The following is a 15,706-nucleotide window of genomic DNA, read 5'->3' on the forward strand; positions in this document are numbered from 1 at the left end:
ACCATAAACAATTCAACCACAGAAAGCGAGGTATCAAAACTATGTATTACACCCAAGAACAGATAGACCGGGCAAACGCCGCCGACCTTGTTTCTTTTCTGCAAGGACAGGGCGAACAGCTTACCCGCGCCGGAAACGAATACCGCTGGAAGCGGCACGACAGCTTGACTGTCCGGGGAAACAAATGGTATCGCCACAGCCAGAGCAAGGGCGGCGCACCCATTGATTTTGTCATGGAGTTTTACGGAAAGAGCTTTACCGAAGCCGTGGAACTTCTCACAGGAGAAAAAGGCGCAGCACCGCCGCCGGACAGACCAAGCCCCGCGCCCCTCTCTGACTTCCGACTGCCGCCCCGCAGCCCCGACAACAGCACAGCGAGGAACTACCTCACAGCAGCCCGCCGCATTGATGAAGATGTGACGGGCTTTTTCTTTTCCACCGGGAATATTTACGAGGAAGCCGCCCACCATAACGCCGTATTTGTCGGCAGAGATGAAAGCGGCGTACCGCGATACGCCCACCAGCGCGGCACAGCCGGGAGCTTCCGGCTTGACGTGAAAGGCAGCGACAAAGCCTTTAACTTCTGCTATCGCGGCGAGGGCGAAAGATTGTTTGTCTTTGAAGCACCCATTGACCTGTTATCTTTCCTCTGTCTGTTCAAAAAGGACTGGCAGAAGCAAAGCTATCTGGCGTTGGGCGGCGTGGGCGAGAAAGCCCTTTTACGCTTCCTCTCTGACCGCCCCAACATCAAGACCGTGTACCTCTGCCTTGATAGCGACCAAGCCGGAAACGACGCTTGCAGCCGCCTTGTGAAGCTCATGCCGGAGGGCTTGACCGTCCACCGCCTTATCCCTCTTTTCAAGGACTGGAACGAGGTACAGACGCGCCGGGGAGAAATCACAGACGGGAAATATCTCCGGGAAGCCGTCTATGGACTGAAAGAGCCGCAGCCGGAGGAAACCGTCGAGATTATCCGCATGAGCGAGGTGGACACCCAAGCCGTAGAATGGTTGTGGGAGCCTTATATCCCCTTTGGGAAAGTTACAATAGTACAGGGCAACCCCGGCGAGGGAAAGACCACCTTTGCCTTGCGCCTTGCCGCCGCCTGCACCACCGGGGGGACGCTGCCGGGCATGAAGCCCATGCCGCCCTTTCAAGTGATTTACCAGACCGCCGAGGACGGGCTGGGCGATACCGTCAAGCCCCGACTGATAGAAGCCGCCGCAGACCTTGACCGCGTGCTTGTGATTGATGAAGCCAAGCGGGAGCTTACCCTATCCGACGGGCGCATAGAGAAAGCAATCGTCCAGAACGGGGCGCGTCTGATTATCCTTGACCCCATACAGGCGTACATGGGCGAGAAAGCCGACATGAACAAGGCTAACGAGGTACGCCCCATTTTTCGCCGCCTTGCCGAAGTTGCGGAGCGTACAGGGTGCGCGGTTATCCTTATCGGACACCTGAACAAAGCAGCCGGAGGACAGAGCGCATACCGGGGCTTAGGCTCTATCGACTTTAGAGCCGCCGCCCGGAGCGTGCTTTTAATCGGGCGCGTGAAGCGTGAGCCGAATGTGCGCGTCATTATCCATGACAAATCTTCCCTTGCGCCGGAGGGGAAGCCCGTAGCCTTTTGCCTTGACCCCGATACGGGCTTTTCATGGATAGGCGAATATGATATAACCGCTGATGAACTGCTATCCGGCGCGGGCGGCAACACCGCCACTAAGACCGAACAGGCGGAAAAGCTGATACTTGACCTACTGGTGGACGGAAAGGAGCTTGCCAGCGAGGAAATAGTAAAAGCCGCCGCCCAAGCCGGAATATCCGAGAGGACGGTACAGAACGCCAAGCGCAATATGAGCGATATTCTGGGCGCAAGGCGCGTCGGCGGTCAATGGTACAACTTCATCAAGAAGAAGCACCAGCCCGAAACCGCAATCTGAAAGTGCAAAACGCAGAGCCTTTGCACCTTGCACTTTCGCACTTTCAGATTTTGAATAACTGACACCAGCCCTTGTGCAGCAGCCGCATGAGGGCTTTTTTCTATGAAAGGAGAGCCTATGAACAATGAAACCCGCAAGACCGACAGCACCACCGCAGCCGCTTCCCCTCTGACCGTAAAGGAGGCCCCGCAGCCCGTTATGATAAAGAAAATCGGGAAAACCACCTACCGCGTTAAAATCCATTTCAGCGAAACGAGCAAAGAAACCATGAGCGACAAAATCAAGCGGCTTATTTTGAATGATAGCGAAAAAATTTCTTAAACACCCTTGACAAAACGTATCAGAGGACACCCTGTTGTCCGCGATGGAGACTGCCGGAAAAGAGGATATGCCGGAGGATGCCGAGCGAAAAGGTCTGGGGACACCGGCCACCCGTGCCGGTATTTTGGAAAAGCTGGTATCTGCCGGTTTTCTGGAACGAAAAAAGAGCAGGAAAACGGTGCAGCTTCTCCCTTCCCACGATGCAGTTTCCCTGATCACCGTTCTGCCGGAACAACTGCAATCGCCGCTTCTGACTGCCGAGTGGGAGTACCGACTGGGCGAGATCGAGCGCGGGCAGCTTGCCCCAGAGGAGTTTTTGGACGGGATCAGCACCATGCTGAAAGACTTGGTGGGAACTTATCAGGTCATCAAGGGAACTGAGTACCTGTTCACTCCGCCCCGTGAGGTGGTGGGCAAATGCCCTCGCTGCGGCGGTGAAGTTGCAGAACTGCAAAAAGGCTTCTTCTGTCAGAATGATTCTTGCAAATTTGCAATCTGGAAAAATAACAAATGGTGGGCTGCCAAGAAAAAACAGCCGACCAAGGCTGTGGTGTCTGCACTGCTTAACGATGGCCGTGTCCGTGTGACGGGCCTATATTCGGAGAAAACCGGAAAGACCTACGATGCCGCTGTGGTTTTGGAGGACGATGGACAATACGCCAACTTCAAGCTGGAATTTGACCAGCGGAAAGGAGGCAGCCGATGAAGCTCTCTTTAGTGGAACGGGAAACCATTCTCCTCTATAACCAGGCAGAACCAATGGCTGAGATCTATACCCATGATCCCCGTCTGATGGAGAAGCTGGAACTGCTGGCAAAAAAGCACCCCGACCAGATCACCCGAAAGGACGCCCATAACTTTACCGTTCCTAAGCGGTGTGTATCAGTCCGAGAGCCATACAGCGCAGAACGCCGCAAAGCTGCCAGTGAACGGGCGAAAGCTGCCGGATACCAGCCCCCTGTGAGAAAGTCCAGCAGTTAAAGGCACATGGCAGAGAATGTATTTGAAGCAGTCAAGCAGTCGGTCAGCACCAGAGATGCGGCAGCGTTTTATGGGATCGAGGTCAAACGAAATGGCATGGCCTGTTGTCCCTTTCACGATGATAAGAACCCAAGCATGAAGGTAGACCAGCGGTTCCACTGCTTTGGCTGCGGTGAAGATGGGGATGTGATCGACTTTACCGCAAAGCTCTTTGACCTCTCCACAAAAGAAGCGGCGGAGAAACTGGCACAGGACTTTGGCCTGATCTATGACAGTCAGGCCCCTCCCCGTAGGAGATATGTCCGGCAGAAAACAGAGGCACAAAAGTTTCGGGAGGACCGGCAGCGGTGTTATCGCGTACTGTCCGATTACTACTATCTGCTGAAAAAATGGGAGGCCGACAATTCTCCCCGGACACCGGAGGAAGAACCGCACCCCCGTTTTGTGGAAGCAATCCAGAAGAAAACCTATGTAGAGTACCTGTTGGACCTTTTTCTTTATGAAAGTGAAGAAGAACAAAAGGCATGGATTGCAGAACACACAGCAGAAATCACACACTTGGAAAGGAGATTGAAAATCATGGCTGAGAACAAACCCACCAACCGAGAGCGGCTAAGGGAAATCACAGATGGCATCGAGCAGGGGATCAAGGAACTGTTTGAGAGTGAAAAGTATATGCGCTATCTGTCCGTCATGTCCCGCTTCCACCGCTATTCGGTAAACAACACCATGCTCATCTATATGCAGAAGCCGGACGCTACATTGGTAGCCGGATACAATAAGTGGAAAGACCAGTTTGAGCGTCATGTAAAAAAGGGCGAGCATGGCATTACCATCATTGCTCCCACACCATATAAGAAGAAAATCGAGGAGCAGAAACTGGACCCGGATACCAAGGCTCCGATTTTGGATAAAGACGGAAAGATCGTCACAGAGGAAAAAGAAATCGAGATCCCCATGTTTCGCCCGGTCAAGGTCTTTGATGTGAGCCAGACCGACGGGAAACCTTTGCCTGAGCTTGCTTCCTCCCTTTCCGGCAATGTGCCAAATTATGAGGCATTCATGGAGGCTCTGCGCCGCAGTGCGCTGGTGCCGATCACTTTTGAAGCAATGGCCGCCGATACGGACGGCTATTTTTCTGCCGATCATCAGAAAATCGCCATTCGTCAGGGCATGAGTGAGGTGCAGACGGTTTCGGCCACAGTACACGAGATTGCCCACAGCAAGCTCCACAATCAGAAAAAGATTCAGATTGCCAATGACGAGCAATATCAGGAGATCGAGCTGTTTGATAAACCCGGTCTGTTCTCCAATGGGCGGATTGCCCGTGATAATCTGCCGGAGGGCGTTTATTACTATGACCTGCGCGGTTCTGACTACGACCCCGGAGAGCCGGTCTGTGTAGAAGAACAAGTAGTTGTAAACCATGCAGGTTCCGTTCTGCTGACAGAGCCGCTGGAGTTGGCGGAAGATGGACGCCTGATGCTGACCGAGGAAGAAGGGCTGAATTTTGTTGGCGGCTTTTCTACCCTCACCCAGTTTTTGCAAGAACATAGGAAAGACCGCCACACGGAGGAAGTGGAGGCTGAAAGCATCTCCTACGCAGTCTGCAAATATTTTGGCATCGAGACCGGAGAAAACAGCTTCGGCTATATTGCAAGCTGGAGTCAGGGCAAGGAACTGAAAGAACTGAGAGCCAGTTTGGAGACCATCAACAAAACCTCCGGCACTTTGATCTCTGACATTGAGCGCCACTATAAGGAAATATGCAAAGAGCGTGGGATTGATCCCCATGCAAAGGCAGAGTCGGAAACCGCCCCGATAGAGCAGCCGACCGGCAATCTAACCTACTATGTAGCAGAGTGCATGGAGTTTCCAAACCTCGGAGAATACCACGATAACCTGTCTTTGGAGGAAGCTGTACGCATTTATCAGGAGATTCCGGCAGAGCGAATGAATGGGATCAAGGGCATTGGCTTTGAGCTGAAAGATGGAAGCGACTATGAAGGACCTTTTCCGATTTTGACCGGGCAGACCATTGACCTGGACACCATTCAGGCAATCGACTATTACCGTGATAATCCGTTGGTGCAAAAAGCGGTAAAGGAACTGGCTGCGGCCATGCCGGAAATGGAGGTGCTGGGAGCGGACGCCAACCAGCAGGAGGCTTTGTTTCTGATCAACGATACTACCTATCTTCATATCCAACCTTGTGACAGCGGATGGGACTACACTCTTTACGATGCTGCGTCCATGAAAGAGCTGGATGGTGGTCAGCTGGATATGCCGGAGCTTTCCTGCATGAAGGTAGTTCTCCAGATTTGTGATGATAACGATCTGGACAGCACTTCGCTCAGACGCGCTCCCTTGTCTATGGTTGAGACCTTGCAGGAAGCTGCTTATGAGCAGATGCAGGCAGAGGCAAGTCAGATGACCGCTTCTTCCCAGCTGCCGGAAGCGCAGGAGCAGGCACTGGATGAATACCCCATGCCGGATGAGCAGGTATCCACACCGGATATGCAGGAATATGGCTACTCCTATGATGGGATGCTCCCTGTTACCAGAGAACGGGCGCTGGAACTGGATGCCGCCGGTTTGACCGTCTATGTGCTGCATGAGGACAATACGGAGAGCATGGTGTTTGACCCGCAGGAAATCATGGATCATGGCGGTCTTTTCGGTGTGGACCATGAGGAATGGGAGAAAAGCCCTCAGTTCCACGAAAAGGTCATGGAGCGTCAGGAACATCAGCAGGAACGCGAACAGGCATTTCTCTCTCAGAACAGAGATTGCTTTGCCATCTATCAGGTGAGCCGTGACGATCCGCAGAATGTGCGCTTTATGAATCTGGATTGGTTAAAGTCCCATGACATTTCCATAGACCGCAGCAATTATGACCTCATTTACACAGCTCCTCTGAGGGAGTCTGGCACTGTGCCGGAGCAGTTGGAAAAACTCTATCAGCAATTCAATCTGGAAAAACCCGTGGACTTTCACAGTCCCTCCATGAGCGTCAGCGACATCGTTGCAATCAGACAGGACGGTAAGGTATCCTGTCATTACTGTGACAGCGTTGGTTTTACCCAGATCCCCGGATTCCTGCCAGAAAACCCGCTGAAAAATGCGGAAATGGCCCTGGAGGACGATTATGGCATGATCGACGGTATCATCAACAATGGCGCAAAAGAGCCTACGGTGGCAGAGCTGGAACAGCAGGCCCGCAACGGTCAGCCCATTTCCCTCATGGATTTGGCTGCCGCTGCCCATCGGGAGGAACGGGAAAAGAAAAAGTCCGTCATGGAGCAGCTGAAAAGCCAGCCCAAGGCAGAACACAAAAAGATAGCGCCAAAAAAGAGTGCGGAAAGGGAGATTTGATATGGGAAACTTTACTTTTGAGGAAATGAACCTGATGTGCATTTACAATACCGGCAGCCGCACCGGACTGATCGACAGCCTGCGTGAGATGCGCGGCGAGCTGGCCCCGGAGGAAACCGAGCTGCGGGAGTTGACAGACAGCGCACTGGGCAAGCTCCAGGCCATGAGTGATGCCGAGTTTGCCGAGCTGGAGTTGTATCCGGATTTTGACCAGTAAACACCATAATCGCAGGGATGGGGTGGCAATATGCCACCCCACCTTTTTACCCCAAAACTGAAAGGAGGACAGAACACTATGCCAACCAAAGCTGAACTATATGCACAGATGGCGGAGAAGGTGACAACGCAGCTCACGGGGAGCTGGCAGGAATGGGCAGGGTTTCTCACCACTGCTTCCCGCCTTTACAAGTACCCGTTCCATGAGCAGTTGATGATCTACGCCCAGCGTCCGGACGCCACCGCCTGTGCAGAGTACGATTTGTGGAATGAAAAGATGGGCCGGTATGTAAGGCGCGGCTCCAAGGGAATTGCTCTGGTGGACGATTCCGGGGACAGGCCCCGCCTGCGCTATGTTTTTGATATTTCCGACACCGGAACCCGTGAACATTCCCGCACTCCCTGGCTGTGGCAGTTGGAGGAGCGCCATTTGGATTCGGTGCAGGCCATGCTTGAGCGCACCTATGATGTTTCCGGTGATGACCTTGCCGGACAGCTCACCGAGGTAGCCGGAAAACTGGCTGAGGAATACTGGACGGAGCATCAGCAGGACTTCTTCTATATCGTTGACGGTTCCTTTTTGGAGGAATATGATGAGTTTAACATCGGAGTGCAGTTCAAGGCAGCCGCCACCGTCAGTATCACTTATGCTTTGATGTCCCGCTGTGGACTGGAACCGGAACGCTACTTCGACCACGAAGATTTCATGGCGATCTTTGATTTCAATACTCCGGCAACCATCGGAGCGCTGGGAACAGCGGTCAGCCAGATCAACCAGCAGGTGCTGCGGCAGATTGGCGTTACCGTCCGAAATGCAGAGCGCGAAGCCAACCAAGAAAGGAGCAAACAAGATGAACAATCCCATGACCTATATCCAGAACGGAGACTATCTGATTCCCGACCTGAAGCTGAGCCAGCAGCCGGAGAAACCCCTGGGCAAGTACGGCAGGATGAGGAAAACCTACCTGAAGGAACACCGTCCCATCCTCTACAACCAGATGTTGCTGAGCGAGAAGCTGTACCCGCACCTCATCGAGATCGACGAGACCGCCCAGAGCAGACTGGAACAGATGATGCTCCAGCTGGCGAAGGAAGCGGGAGCCACCGAGGAACTGAAAGCCAGCGATCCCATGAAGTGGGTGGGCCTGATGAACACCTGCAAAGCCCAGGCAGAGGAGATCCTGATGGCGGAGCTTATCAACAGCTGACCCTAAACCTGTTCCTCTCCGAAGCGGAGCAGATCCAATCCATAGATGAAGCAGAGAATGTAGCGCATACATCCTCTGCTTTTTCTTTTGCCCAAAATGATATTGACCATGTGCTGCGTTTGGGAGGCAATACAGACCGCCAGAGGGAGCGTGTGGTTGCAGCATTTGAAAAGCAGAAAACCACCGCTGAGATTGCCGAGATACTGAAAACGCTGTACCACGGCGGCAACGGCCTTGGCAGCGTGAGCGTATGGTATGCCGAGGATGGCATCCATCTTTCCCACGGGAAGTCTGTCCGTTATGACAGGTCTGCCCAGGTCATTTCCTGGGAGAGTGCCGCAGAGCGCATCGGGGAACTTTTGGAAAGTGGCCAGTTTGCCTCCAATGTGGAGCTTGCAGAAGCGGCAGGCTATGAACGCTCCCTCCTTGCAGAAAAACTTTGGCATCTGTACCACGATTTCAGCGATAAAGCCAGAGATTCCGGGTATCTGTCCTGTCTGTCCGGTATTCAGAGAACCGGGTTCCCGGAAGAAACTGCATGGCTTGCCGAGCAGCTGAGTGACCCGGCTTTCCGCCAGACCCTCAAGGAAGAATACGCCGCCTTCTGGACTGCCTATCAGCAGGACCGTGACCTGTTGCGCTTTCATTACCATAGGCCAAGGGAAATTTGGGAGAACCTGAAGGATCTTGACCTGCCACGCAGAACTTTTTCTTCGGACCTTTCCCAAGTGCCAACCGTCCAGCATTTCATTACCGAGGATGAGATCGACGCCGCCATGACCGGCGGCAGCAGTTTTGCCGGAGGAAAGGGCCGTATCTATGCGTTCTTCATGGAAAACCATGCGGATAAGGAAAAAGTGAGATTCCTTAAAGACGAGTATGGCATTGGCGGACGCTCTCATGCCCTGTCCGGCGCAACACACAGCGGCGAAGATCACGATGGGAAAGGACTGCACTATAAAAAGCAGGACTGCCCGGATGTTCACTTGAACTGGGAAAAGGTTGCCAAGCGCATTACTTCACTTGTCCAGAAAGGCCGCTATCTTACCGAACAGGAACAAGCGCAGTATGACAAGATCCAGGCTGAAAAGGATCTGGCAGAAGAAGATGCCATTCATGCCCAGCAGCCGGAGATAGAGGAAGAAACGCCAAAGCCTACCCTTCGGGAGCAGTTTGAGCAGTATAAGCCTGTGGTGACTGCCGCCATATCTGAGGATGTGGCATATCGAAATGCCTGCGGTCATTCCGACCGTGAAAATGCTGTCATCGAGGGCAATGCCGCTGTGCGCCGTGCGGTTCTTGGTTCTAAGGATATGGAGCTGATCCGACTCTATTCGGATGTGCCGGAGTTCCGTCAGCGTTTACATCGGGAAGTGATCGACGAGACCTATCCAAAGCTCCATGAGCTTCTGCGCCCTCTTTCTCAGGAAGATATTGATACTGCCCTTTGTGCATGGAATGGCAATATCGAGAGTAAACACGCTGTTGTCCGCTATATGAAAGACCATGCAAGAGAAAAAGATACCGCCGCATGGCTGGCTCAGGAATACGGCGGCAGTAACAGCAACAGCCTGTTCGTTGTCCGTGCCGGCAGCCCGGAGGAAACGCAGCTGCCCTGGCCGAAGGTACAGCGCAGGCTTGCCCAGCTCATTCAGGAGGAACGGTTCTATACCGAAGAAGAACAGGACCGTTTTGACGACATCGACCCAATCGCCATCCGGGAAGCTCTGGAGGAAAGAGGGATCGTCAACGGCCAGGTGGCAGACCCGGAAAAACTGGACAATGATCCGTTTATCCAACAGGTGATGTCGGATGTAGAGCAGATCGCAGCTGCTGAGACAGAGCAGACTTCCGAAGTTGCTATTTCCGATGAGGAATATGATGCAGTTCGCCGCCCAACTCCGCAAAGAACATCCTATGACCCAGCTGCCCCGGTCTATGCCGTGGGCGATACCGTGTATATCGAGGATGACGCCTATCAGATCACCGAGCTGCGGGAGGACACCGTACAGCTTCTGCCCACCGGGATGGTATATCCCATCTACCGGGCAGAGCGCAAAGAACAGTTCGAGCAGCTGCTTCGGGCAGACCGCCGCAATGCTTACTATACCGAGTTTCTTCCTATTGACCCGGACAAGGCAGATCAGGACTTGCGGGATGTATTGGCTCATGGACTGATGGATGAAGCGGATAAAAAGCAGATTTCCACGCTGCTGCAATCCGGCAGGAGCAACAGCGAGATCGCCTACTGGCTGAGCAGAGCCTATTCCGGTGAGATCGAGACACTGAATCTGGAGACCGGCGATATTGCCGATTACCGTACCACGGCACAGGGCATAGAACTGGAAGTCATGGATGCAGAGGAAAAGCGTCTGGCTATGCTGTATTTCCGCTGGGATGAGGTTGCACCTTTGCTGCGCGGGATGTATGCCCGTCAGCAGGACGGTTTTGGACAGGAACAGCCCCAACCGGCTACCGAATCCCCAACCTTCCATTCCGAGACCATGGCCGTCTATCCGGGCGATAAGAACAATCTGCCTTATGATGTGGTGGTGGAACGACTGCATATCGAGGAGCCGGAGCCACCAGCCCCTGTGACTGAGCCGGAGAAAACCTTTGAGGAAGTGCTGGACGAACACCCGGTTTCCATTCAGGTCAATGGCCAGTGGCAGACCTTCCCCAATGCCAAAGCTGCCGAGGAAGCATCTTATGAGGAATATAAGGACAACCTGCGCCGCACCGCTGAGAATTTCCGTATCACCGACGACCACCTGGGCGAAGGCGGTCCGAAAGCCAAGTTCCAGGCAAATGTCAAAGCGATTCGTTTGCTGAAAGAGCTGGAAGCTGCCGGACAGCAGGCAAGCCCCGAACAGCAGGAGGTTCTTTCTCGATATGTGGGCTGGGGCGGTCTCTCTGATGCGTTTGACCCGGAGAAACCGGCATGGGCTTTAGAGTATGCCCAGCTAAAAGAACTGCTGACCCCGGAGGAATATGCCGCCGCCAGAAGCTCTACCCTCAACGCCCATTACACCAGCCCTACGGTCATTCAAGCCATCTATGAAGCGGTGAACCGTATGGGATTTGAGACCGGAAATATTCTGGAGCCGTCTATGGGTGTGGGCAATTTCTTTGGTATGCTGCCGGAGAAAATGCGAAACAGCCGTCTGTACGGCGTGGAGCTGGACCCTGTTTCCGGGCGCATCGCAAAGCAGCTCTATCCCAAGGCGGACATCACAGTAGGCGGCTTTGAGACCACTGACAGGCGGGACTTCTTTGACCTTGCCATCGGCAATGTGCCTTTCGGTCAGTATCAGGTCAACGACAAAACTTACAACAAGTTAAACTTTAGTATTCACAACTACTTTTTCGCCAAAGCACTGGATCAGGTGCGCCCCGGCGGTGTGGTAGCTTTTGTGACCTCCCGCTATACCATGGACGCCAAGGATTCCACCGTGCGCCGCTATCTTGCCCAGCGTGCCGAGCTGCTGGGATCTATCCGTCTGCCGAATGACGCGTTCAAAAAGAATGCCGGTGCCGAGGTGGTATCGGACATCATCTTCCTCCAAAAGCGGGACCGCCCGCTGGACATTGTGCCGGAATGGGCCCAGATCGGACAGACGGAGGACGGATTTGCCATCAACCGGTATTTTATCGACCGCCCGGAAATGGTGCTGGGCAGACAGGAGCCGGTAAGCACCGCTCATGGTATGGATTACACCGTGAACCCTATCGAGGGACTGGAGCTTTCCGACCAGCTGCATGATGCGGTGAAGTACATTCATGGCACTTATCAGGAGGCAGAGCTGCCGGAGCTGGGCGAGGGCGAAGCTATTGACACCTCCATTCCTGCCGACCCAAATGTGAAGAACTATTCCTATGCCATTGTAGACGGGCAGGTGTACTACCGGGAAAACAGCCGCATGGTGCGCCCTGATCTCAACGCCACCGCCGAAGCCCGCGTGAAAGGTCTTGTGGGACTGCGTGATTGTGTGCAGGAACTGATCGACCTTCAGATGGATGCAGCGGTTCCAGACAGCACCATTACCCAAAAACAGGCGGAACTGAACCAGCTCTATGACAGCTTTTCTGCCAAATACGGTCTCATCAATGACCGTGCAAACCGCCTGGCCTATGCAGACGATTCTTCCTATTACCTGCTCTGTGCGCTGGAAGTTATTGACGAGGACGGAAAGCTGGAGCGCAAGGCGGATATGTTCACCAAACGGACCATCAAGCCCCATCAGGCAGTGGCTACTGTGGATACGGCAAGCGAAGCACTGGCGGTGTCCATCTCGGAAAAAGCCTGCGTAGATATGAGCTATATGAGTCGGCTTACCGGAAAAACAAAAGAAGAACTGGCCGGAGAGCTGCAAGGCGTGATCTTCCGTGTACCGGGACAGTTGGAGAAAGACGGCACACCCCATTATGTGACTGCTGATGAATACCTTTCCGGCAATGTACGCCGCAAACTGCGTCAGGCACAGAGGGCGGCACAGCAGAACCTTTCTTTTGCAGTCAATGTGGAAGCCCTTACCGCCGCCCAGCCCCAAGACCTGGATGCGTCGGAGATCGAGGTGCGCCTTGGTGCCACCTGGATCGACAAGGAATATATCCAGCAGTTTATGTACGAGACCTTCAACACCCCGTTTTATCTCCAGCGCAGTATCGAGGTCAACTATTCTTCCTTTACTGCTGAATGGCAGATCAAGGGGAAATCTTCCGTATCCTACAACGATGTAGCAGCTTATACCACCTATGGGACCAGCCGCGCCAATGCTTATAAGATTTTGGAGGACAGTCTGAACCTGCGGGATGTCCGTATCTATGACACCATAGAGGACGCGGATGGAAAAGAGCGCCGCGTGCTGAATGCCAAGGAGACCACCCTGGCTGCTCAAAAACAGCAGGCTATCCGGGAAGCCTTTAGGGACTGGATCTGGAGAGACCCGGAGCGCCGCCAGACTTTGGTGCGCCAGTATAACGAAGAAATGAACTCTACCCGTCCCCGCGAGTATGATGGCAGCCATATCACTTTTGGCGGCATGAACCCGGCCATTACCCTGCGGGAACACCAGAAAAGTGCCATCGCCCATGTGCTGTATGGCGGAAATACCCTGCTGGCACACGAAGTAGGCGCAGGCAAAACCTTTGAGATGGTGGCCGCTGCGATGGAAGCCAAACGCCTGGGCTTGTGCCAGAAATCTCTCTTTGTGGTTCCCAACCACCTGACTGAGCAGTGGGCATCGGAGTTTCTGCGCCTCTATCCTTCTGCCAACATCTTAGTCACAACCAAAAAGGACTTTGAGACCCATAACCGCAAGAAGTTCTGCGCCCGTATTGCGACCGGTGACTACGACGCCATCATCATGGGACACAGCCAGTTTGAGCGTATCCCCATCAGCCGGGAGCGTCAGGAAAGGCTTCTCTATGAGCAGATCGACGAGATCACCGAGGGCATCGCAGAGGTGCAGGCCAGCGGCGGCGAGCGTTTTACCGTCAAGCAGCTGGAGCGTACCAGAAAGTCTCTGGAAGCCAGACTGGAAAAGCTGCAAGCCGAGGGGCGAAAAGATGATGTGGTAACTTTTGAGCAGCTAGGTGTGGACCGGTTGTTTGTGGACGAGGCCCACAACTACAAGAACCTGTTTTTATACACAAAAATGCGGAATGTGGCTGGTCTTTCCACATCGGACGCGCAGAAATCCTCCGATATGTTTGCCAAGTGCCGCTATATGGATGAGATCACCGGAAACCGTGGCGTGATCTTTGCCACCGGCACACCGGTCAGCAACTCCATGACCGAGCTTTACACCATGCAGCGTTATCTTCAATATGAACGCCTGCAAGAACTGAACATGACCCACTTCGACTGCTGGGCTTCCCGATTTGGGGAGACCGTCACAGCATTGGAGCTGGCACCAGAAGGCACCGGCTACCGGGCAAGAACGAGATTCAGCAAGTTCTTTAACTTGCCTGAGCTGATGAACCTGTTCAAAGAAGTGGCCGACATTAAGACTGCCGATCAGTTAAATCTCCCTACCCCGGAAGTGGAGTACCACAACATTGTGGCGCAACCCACCGAACATCAGCAGGAAATGGTCAAGGCTCTTTCGGAGCGCGCATCGCTGGTACACAGCGGAACCGTTGACCCGTCCCAGGATAATATGCTCAAGATTACCTCGGATGGCCGCAAGCTGGGGCTTGACCAGAGGATCGTCAACCAGATGCTGCCGGATGAACCCGGAACAAAGGTCAATCAGTGCGTGGACAACATCATGCAGATCTGGCGGGACGGCAAAGCTGACAAGCTGACCCAGCTGGTGTTCTGCGACATTTCTACCCCGCAGGCAAAAGCTCCTGTAAGCAAGGCGGCGAAAACGCTGGATAATCCACTGCTTCACGCACTGGAAGGCGCTGTGCCTCTGCCGGAGCAGGAACCGGTCTTTACGGTATATGACGATATTCGTCAGAAACTCATTGCCCAGGGGATGCCTGCCGACCAGATCGCTTTTATCCATGAAGCCAATACCGAAGTGCGGAAAAAGGAGCTGTTCTCTAAAGTCCGTACCGGTCAGGTTCGTGTCCTTTTGGGCAGCACCGCCAAGATGGGCGCAGGCACCAATGTGCAGGACCGTCTGGTGGCACTTCATGACCTGGACTGTCCGTGGAGACCGGGAGACCTTGCCCAGCGCAAGGGCCGTATCGAGCGCCAGGGCAACCAGAACCCCCTTGTCCATGTGTACCGCTATGTGACAGAAGGAACTTTTGACGCATACCTCTGGCAGACGGTGGAGAACAAGCAGAAATTTATCAGCCAGATCATGACCAGCAAAAGTCCGGTGCGCTCCTGCGATGATGTGGATGAAACGGCGCTTTCCTTTGCCGAGATCAAGGCTTTGTGTGCCGGAGACCCCCGTATCAAAGAGCGTATGGATTTGGATGTGGAGGTATCCCGCCTGAAACTGATGAAAGCCGACCACCAGAGCAAGCAATATCGTCTGGAGGACCAGCTGCTCAAATACTTCCCGGAGGAGATTGAAAAGCACAAAGGTTTTATCAAGGGCTTTGAATCCGATCTGGAGGTTTTGGCAGCTCACCCGCACCCAGAGGACGGTTTTGCTGGTATGGAGATTCGTGGAGACCTGCTGACCGATAAGGAGAACGCCGGTGCAGCCCTTTTGGATGCCTGCAAGGAGGTCAAAACCTCCGATCCGGTGCAGATCGGCAACTACCGGGGTTATGCCATGTCCGTGGAATTTTCCGCTTGGAAACAGGAGTATACGCTCCTGCTGAAAGGACAGATGACCCACCGGGCAACCCTTGGTACAGACCCTCGCGGGAATCTTACTCGTATCGACAATGCCCTCGCTCAGATGTCCCAGCGTCTGGAGATGGCAAAGGCCCAGCTGGATAACCTCTATCAGCAGCAGGCTGCCGCAAAGGAGGAAGTCGGAAAGCCATTCCTTTATGAAGAAGAACTGAGAAGCAAAAACGCCCGTCTGGTGGAGTTGGATACCCTGCTCAACATCGACGGAAAGGGGCAGGCACACACCGAGTCTGTTGTTGCCAAAAGCACACGGACTTCGGTGCTGGATAACCTAAAACGCCCGGTGCAACCCCGCAGTACAGACAAGAAACCAAAACAGCATGAGGAGGTGCGATAAC

General features: G+C 53.8%; 8 protein-coding genes and 1 pseudogene. 8 read left to right on the forward strand and 1 reads right to left on the reverse strand.

Annotation, left to right across the window (positions count from 1 at the left end; translation table 11 throughout):
• Positions 1-41 precede the first annotated feature (41 nt).
• The 6 genes and pseudogenes from H9Q78_RS10980 (at position 42) to H9Q78_RS11005 (ending at position 6,837) form a co-directional block, all read left to right on the forward strand.
• Positions 42-1,943 carry an AAA family ATPase gene (locus H9Q78_RS10980; protein WP_249301729.1) on the forward strand — a complete coding sequence of 634 codons (1,902 nt, stop codon included), beginning with the start codon at positions 42-44 and terminating at the stop codon, positions 1,941-1,943.
• Between the two features lie 117 nt (positions 1,944-2,060).
• Positions 2,061-2,264 (forward strand): transposon-encoded TnpW family protein, encoded by a 204-nt coding sequence (locus H9Q78_RS10985; protein WP_249301731.1) that lies wholly within the window; start codon positions 2,061-2,063, stop codon positions 2,262-2,264.
• Between the two features lie 10 nt (positions 2,265-2,274).
• Positions 2,275-2,970: pseudogene (locus H9Q78_RS10990) on the forward strand (DNA topoisomerase); the annotation flags it as partial.
• The gene (locus tag H9Q78_RS10995) at positions 2,967-3,245 is read left to right on the forward strand and encodes an immunoglobulin (RefSeq protein WP_120094612.1); all 279 of its coding nucleotides are present in this window, start codon (positions 2,967-2,969) and stop codon (positions 3,243-3,245) included. The pseudogene H9Q78_RS10990 and the gene H9Q78_RS10995, both read left to right, overlap by 4 nt.
• A gap of 6 nt (positions 3,246-3,251) precedes the next feature.
• Positions 3,252-6,620: an LPD28 domain-containing protein gene (locus H9Q78_RS11000; protein WP_195232507.1), complete on the forward strand. Its 3,369-nt coding sequence runs from the start codon at positions 3,252-3,254 to the stop codon at positions 6,618-6,620.
• Position 6,621: 1 nt separating this feature from the next.
• Entirely contained in the window at positions 6,622-6,837 is a 216-nt protein-coding gene (locus H9Q78_RS11005; RefSeq protein WP_002576226.1) for a transposon-transfer assisting family protein, read from the forward strand.
• A gap of 96 nt (positions 6,838-6,933) precedes the next feature.
• On the opposite strand, the gene H9Q78_RS11010 is transcribed toward H9Q78_RS11005, so the two are convergent.
• Positions 6,934-7,701, reverse strand: a complete 768-nt coding sequence (locus tag H9Q78_RS11010) for a hypothetical protein (RefSeq protein WP_229030535.1) — start codon at positions 7,699-7,701, stop codon at positions 6,934-6,936.
• On the opposite strand from H9Q78_RS11010, the gene H9Q78_RS11015 reads away from it, so the two are divergent.
• Positions 7,700-8,044 carry a TnpV protein gene (locus H9Q78_RS11015; RefSeq protein WP_229030537.1) on the forward strand — a complete coding sequence of 115 codons (345 nt, stop codon included), beginning with the start codon at positions 7,700-7,702 and terminating at the stop codon, positions 8,042-8,044. The genes H9Q78_RS11010 and H9Q78_RS11015 overlap by 2 nt on opposite strands.
• 110 nt (positions 8,045-8,154) lie before the next feature.
• Positions 8,155-15,705, forward strand: a complete 7,551-nt coding sequence (locus H9Q78_RS11020; protein ID WP_330595163.1) for an SNF2-related protein — start codon at positions 8,155-8,157, stop codon at positions 15,703-15,705.
• Position 15,706: the final 1 nt, after the last annotated feature.

This window comes from Qiania dongpingensis, from assembly GCF_014337195.1.
GTDB lineage: Bacteria > Bacillota > Clostridia > Lachnospirales > Lachnospiraceae > Lientehia > Lientehia dongpingensis.

Bases quoted from the DNA above. Each gene is read 5' to 3' on its own strand.
- H9Q78_RS10980 (WP_249301729.1), top strand. From the start codon at position 42: ATGTATTACACCCAAGAACAGATAGACCGGGCAAACGCCGCCGACCTT.
- H9Q78_RS10985 (WP_249301731.1), top strand. From the start codon at position 2,061: ATGAACAATGAAACCCGCAAGACCGACAGCACCACCGCAGCCGCTTCC.
- H9Q78_RS10995 (WP_120094612.1), top strand. From the start codon at position 2,967: ATGAAGCTCTCTTTAGTGGAACGGGAAACCATTCTCCTCTATAACCAG.
- H9Q78_RS11000 (WP_195232507.1), top strand. From the start codon at position 3,252: ATGGCAGAGAATGTATTTGAAGCAGTCAAGCAGTCGGTCAGCACCAGA.
- H9Q78_RS11005 (WP_002576226.1), top strand. From the start codon at position 6,622: ATGGGAAACTTTACTTTTGAGGAAATGAACCTGATGTGCATTTACAAT.
- H9Q78_RS11015 (WP_229030537.1), top strand. From the start codon at position 7,700: ATGACCTATATCCAGAACGGAGACTATCTGATTCCCGACCTGAAGCTG.
- H9Q78_RS11010 (WP_229030535.1), bottom strand. From the start codon at position 7,701: ATGGGATTGTTCATCTTGTTTGCTCCTTTCTTGGTTGGCTTCGCGCTC.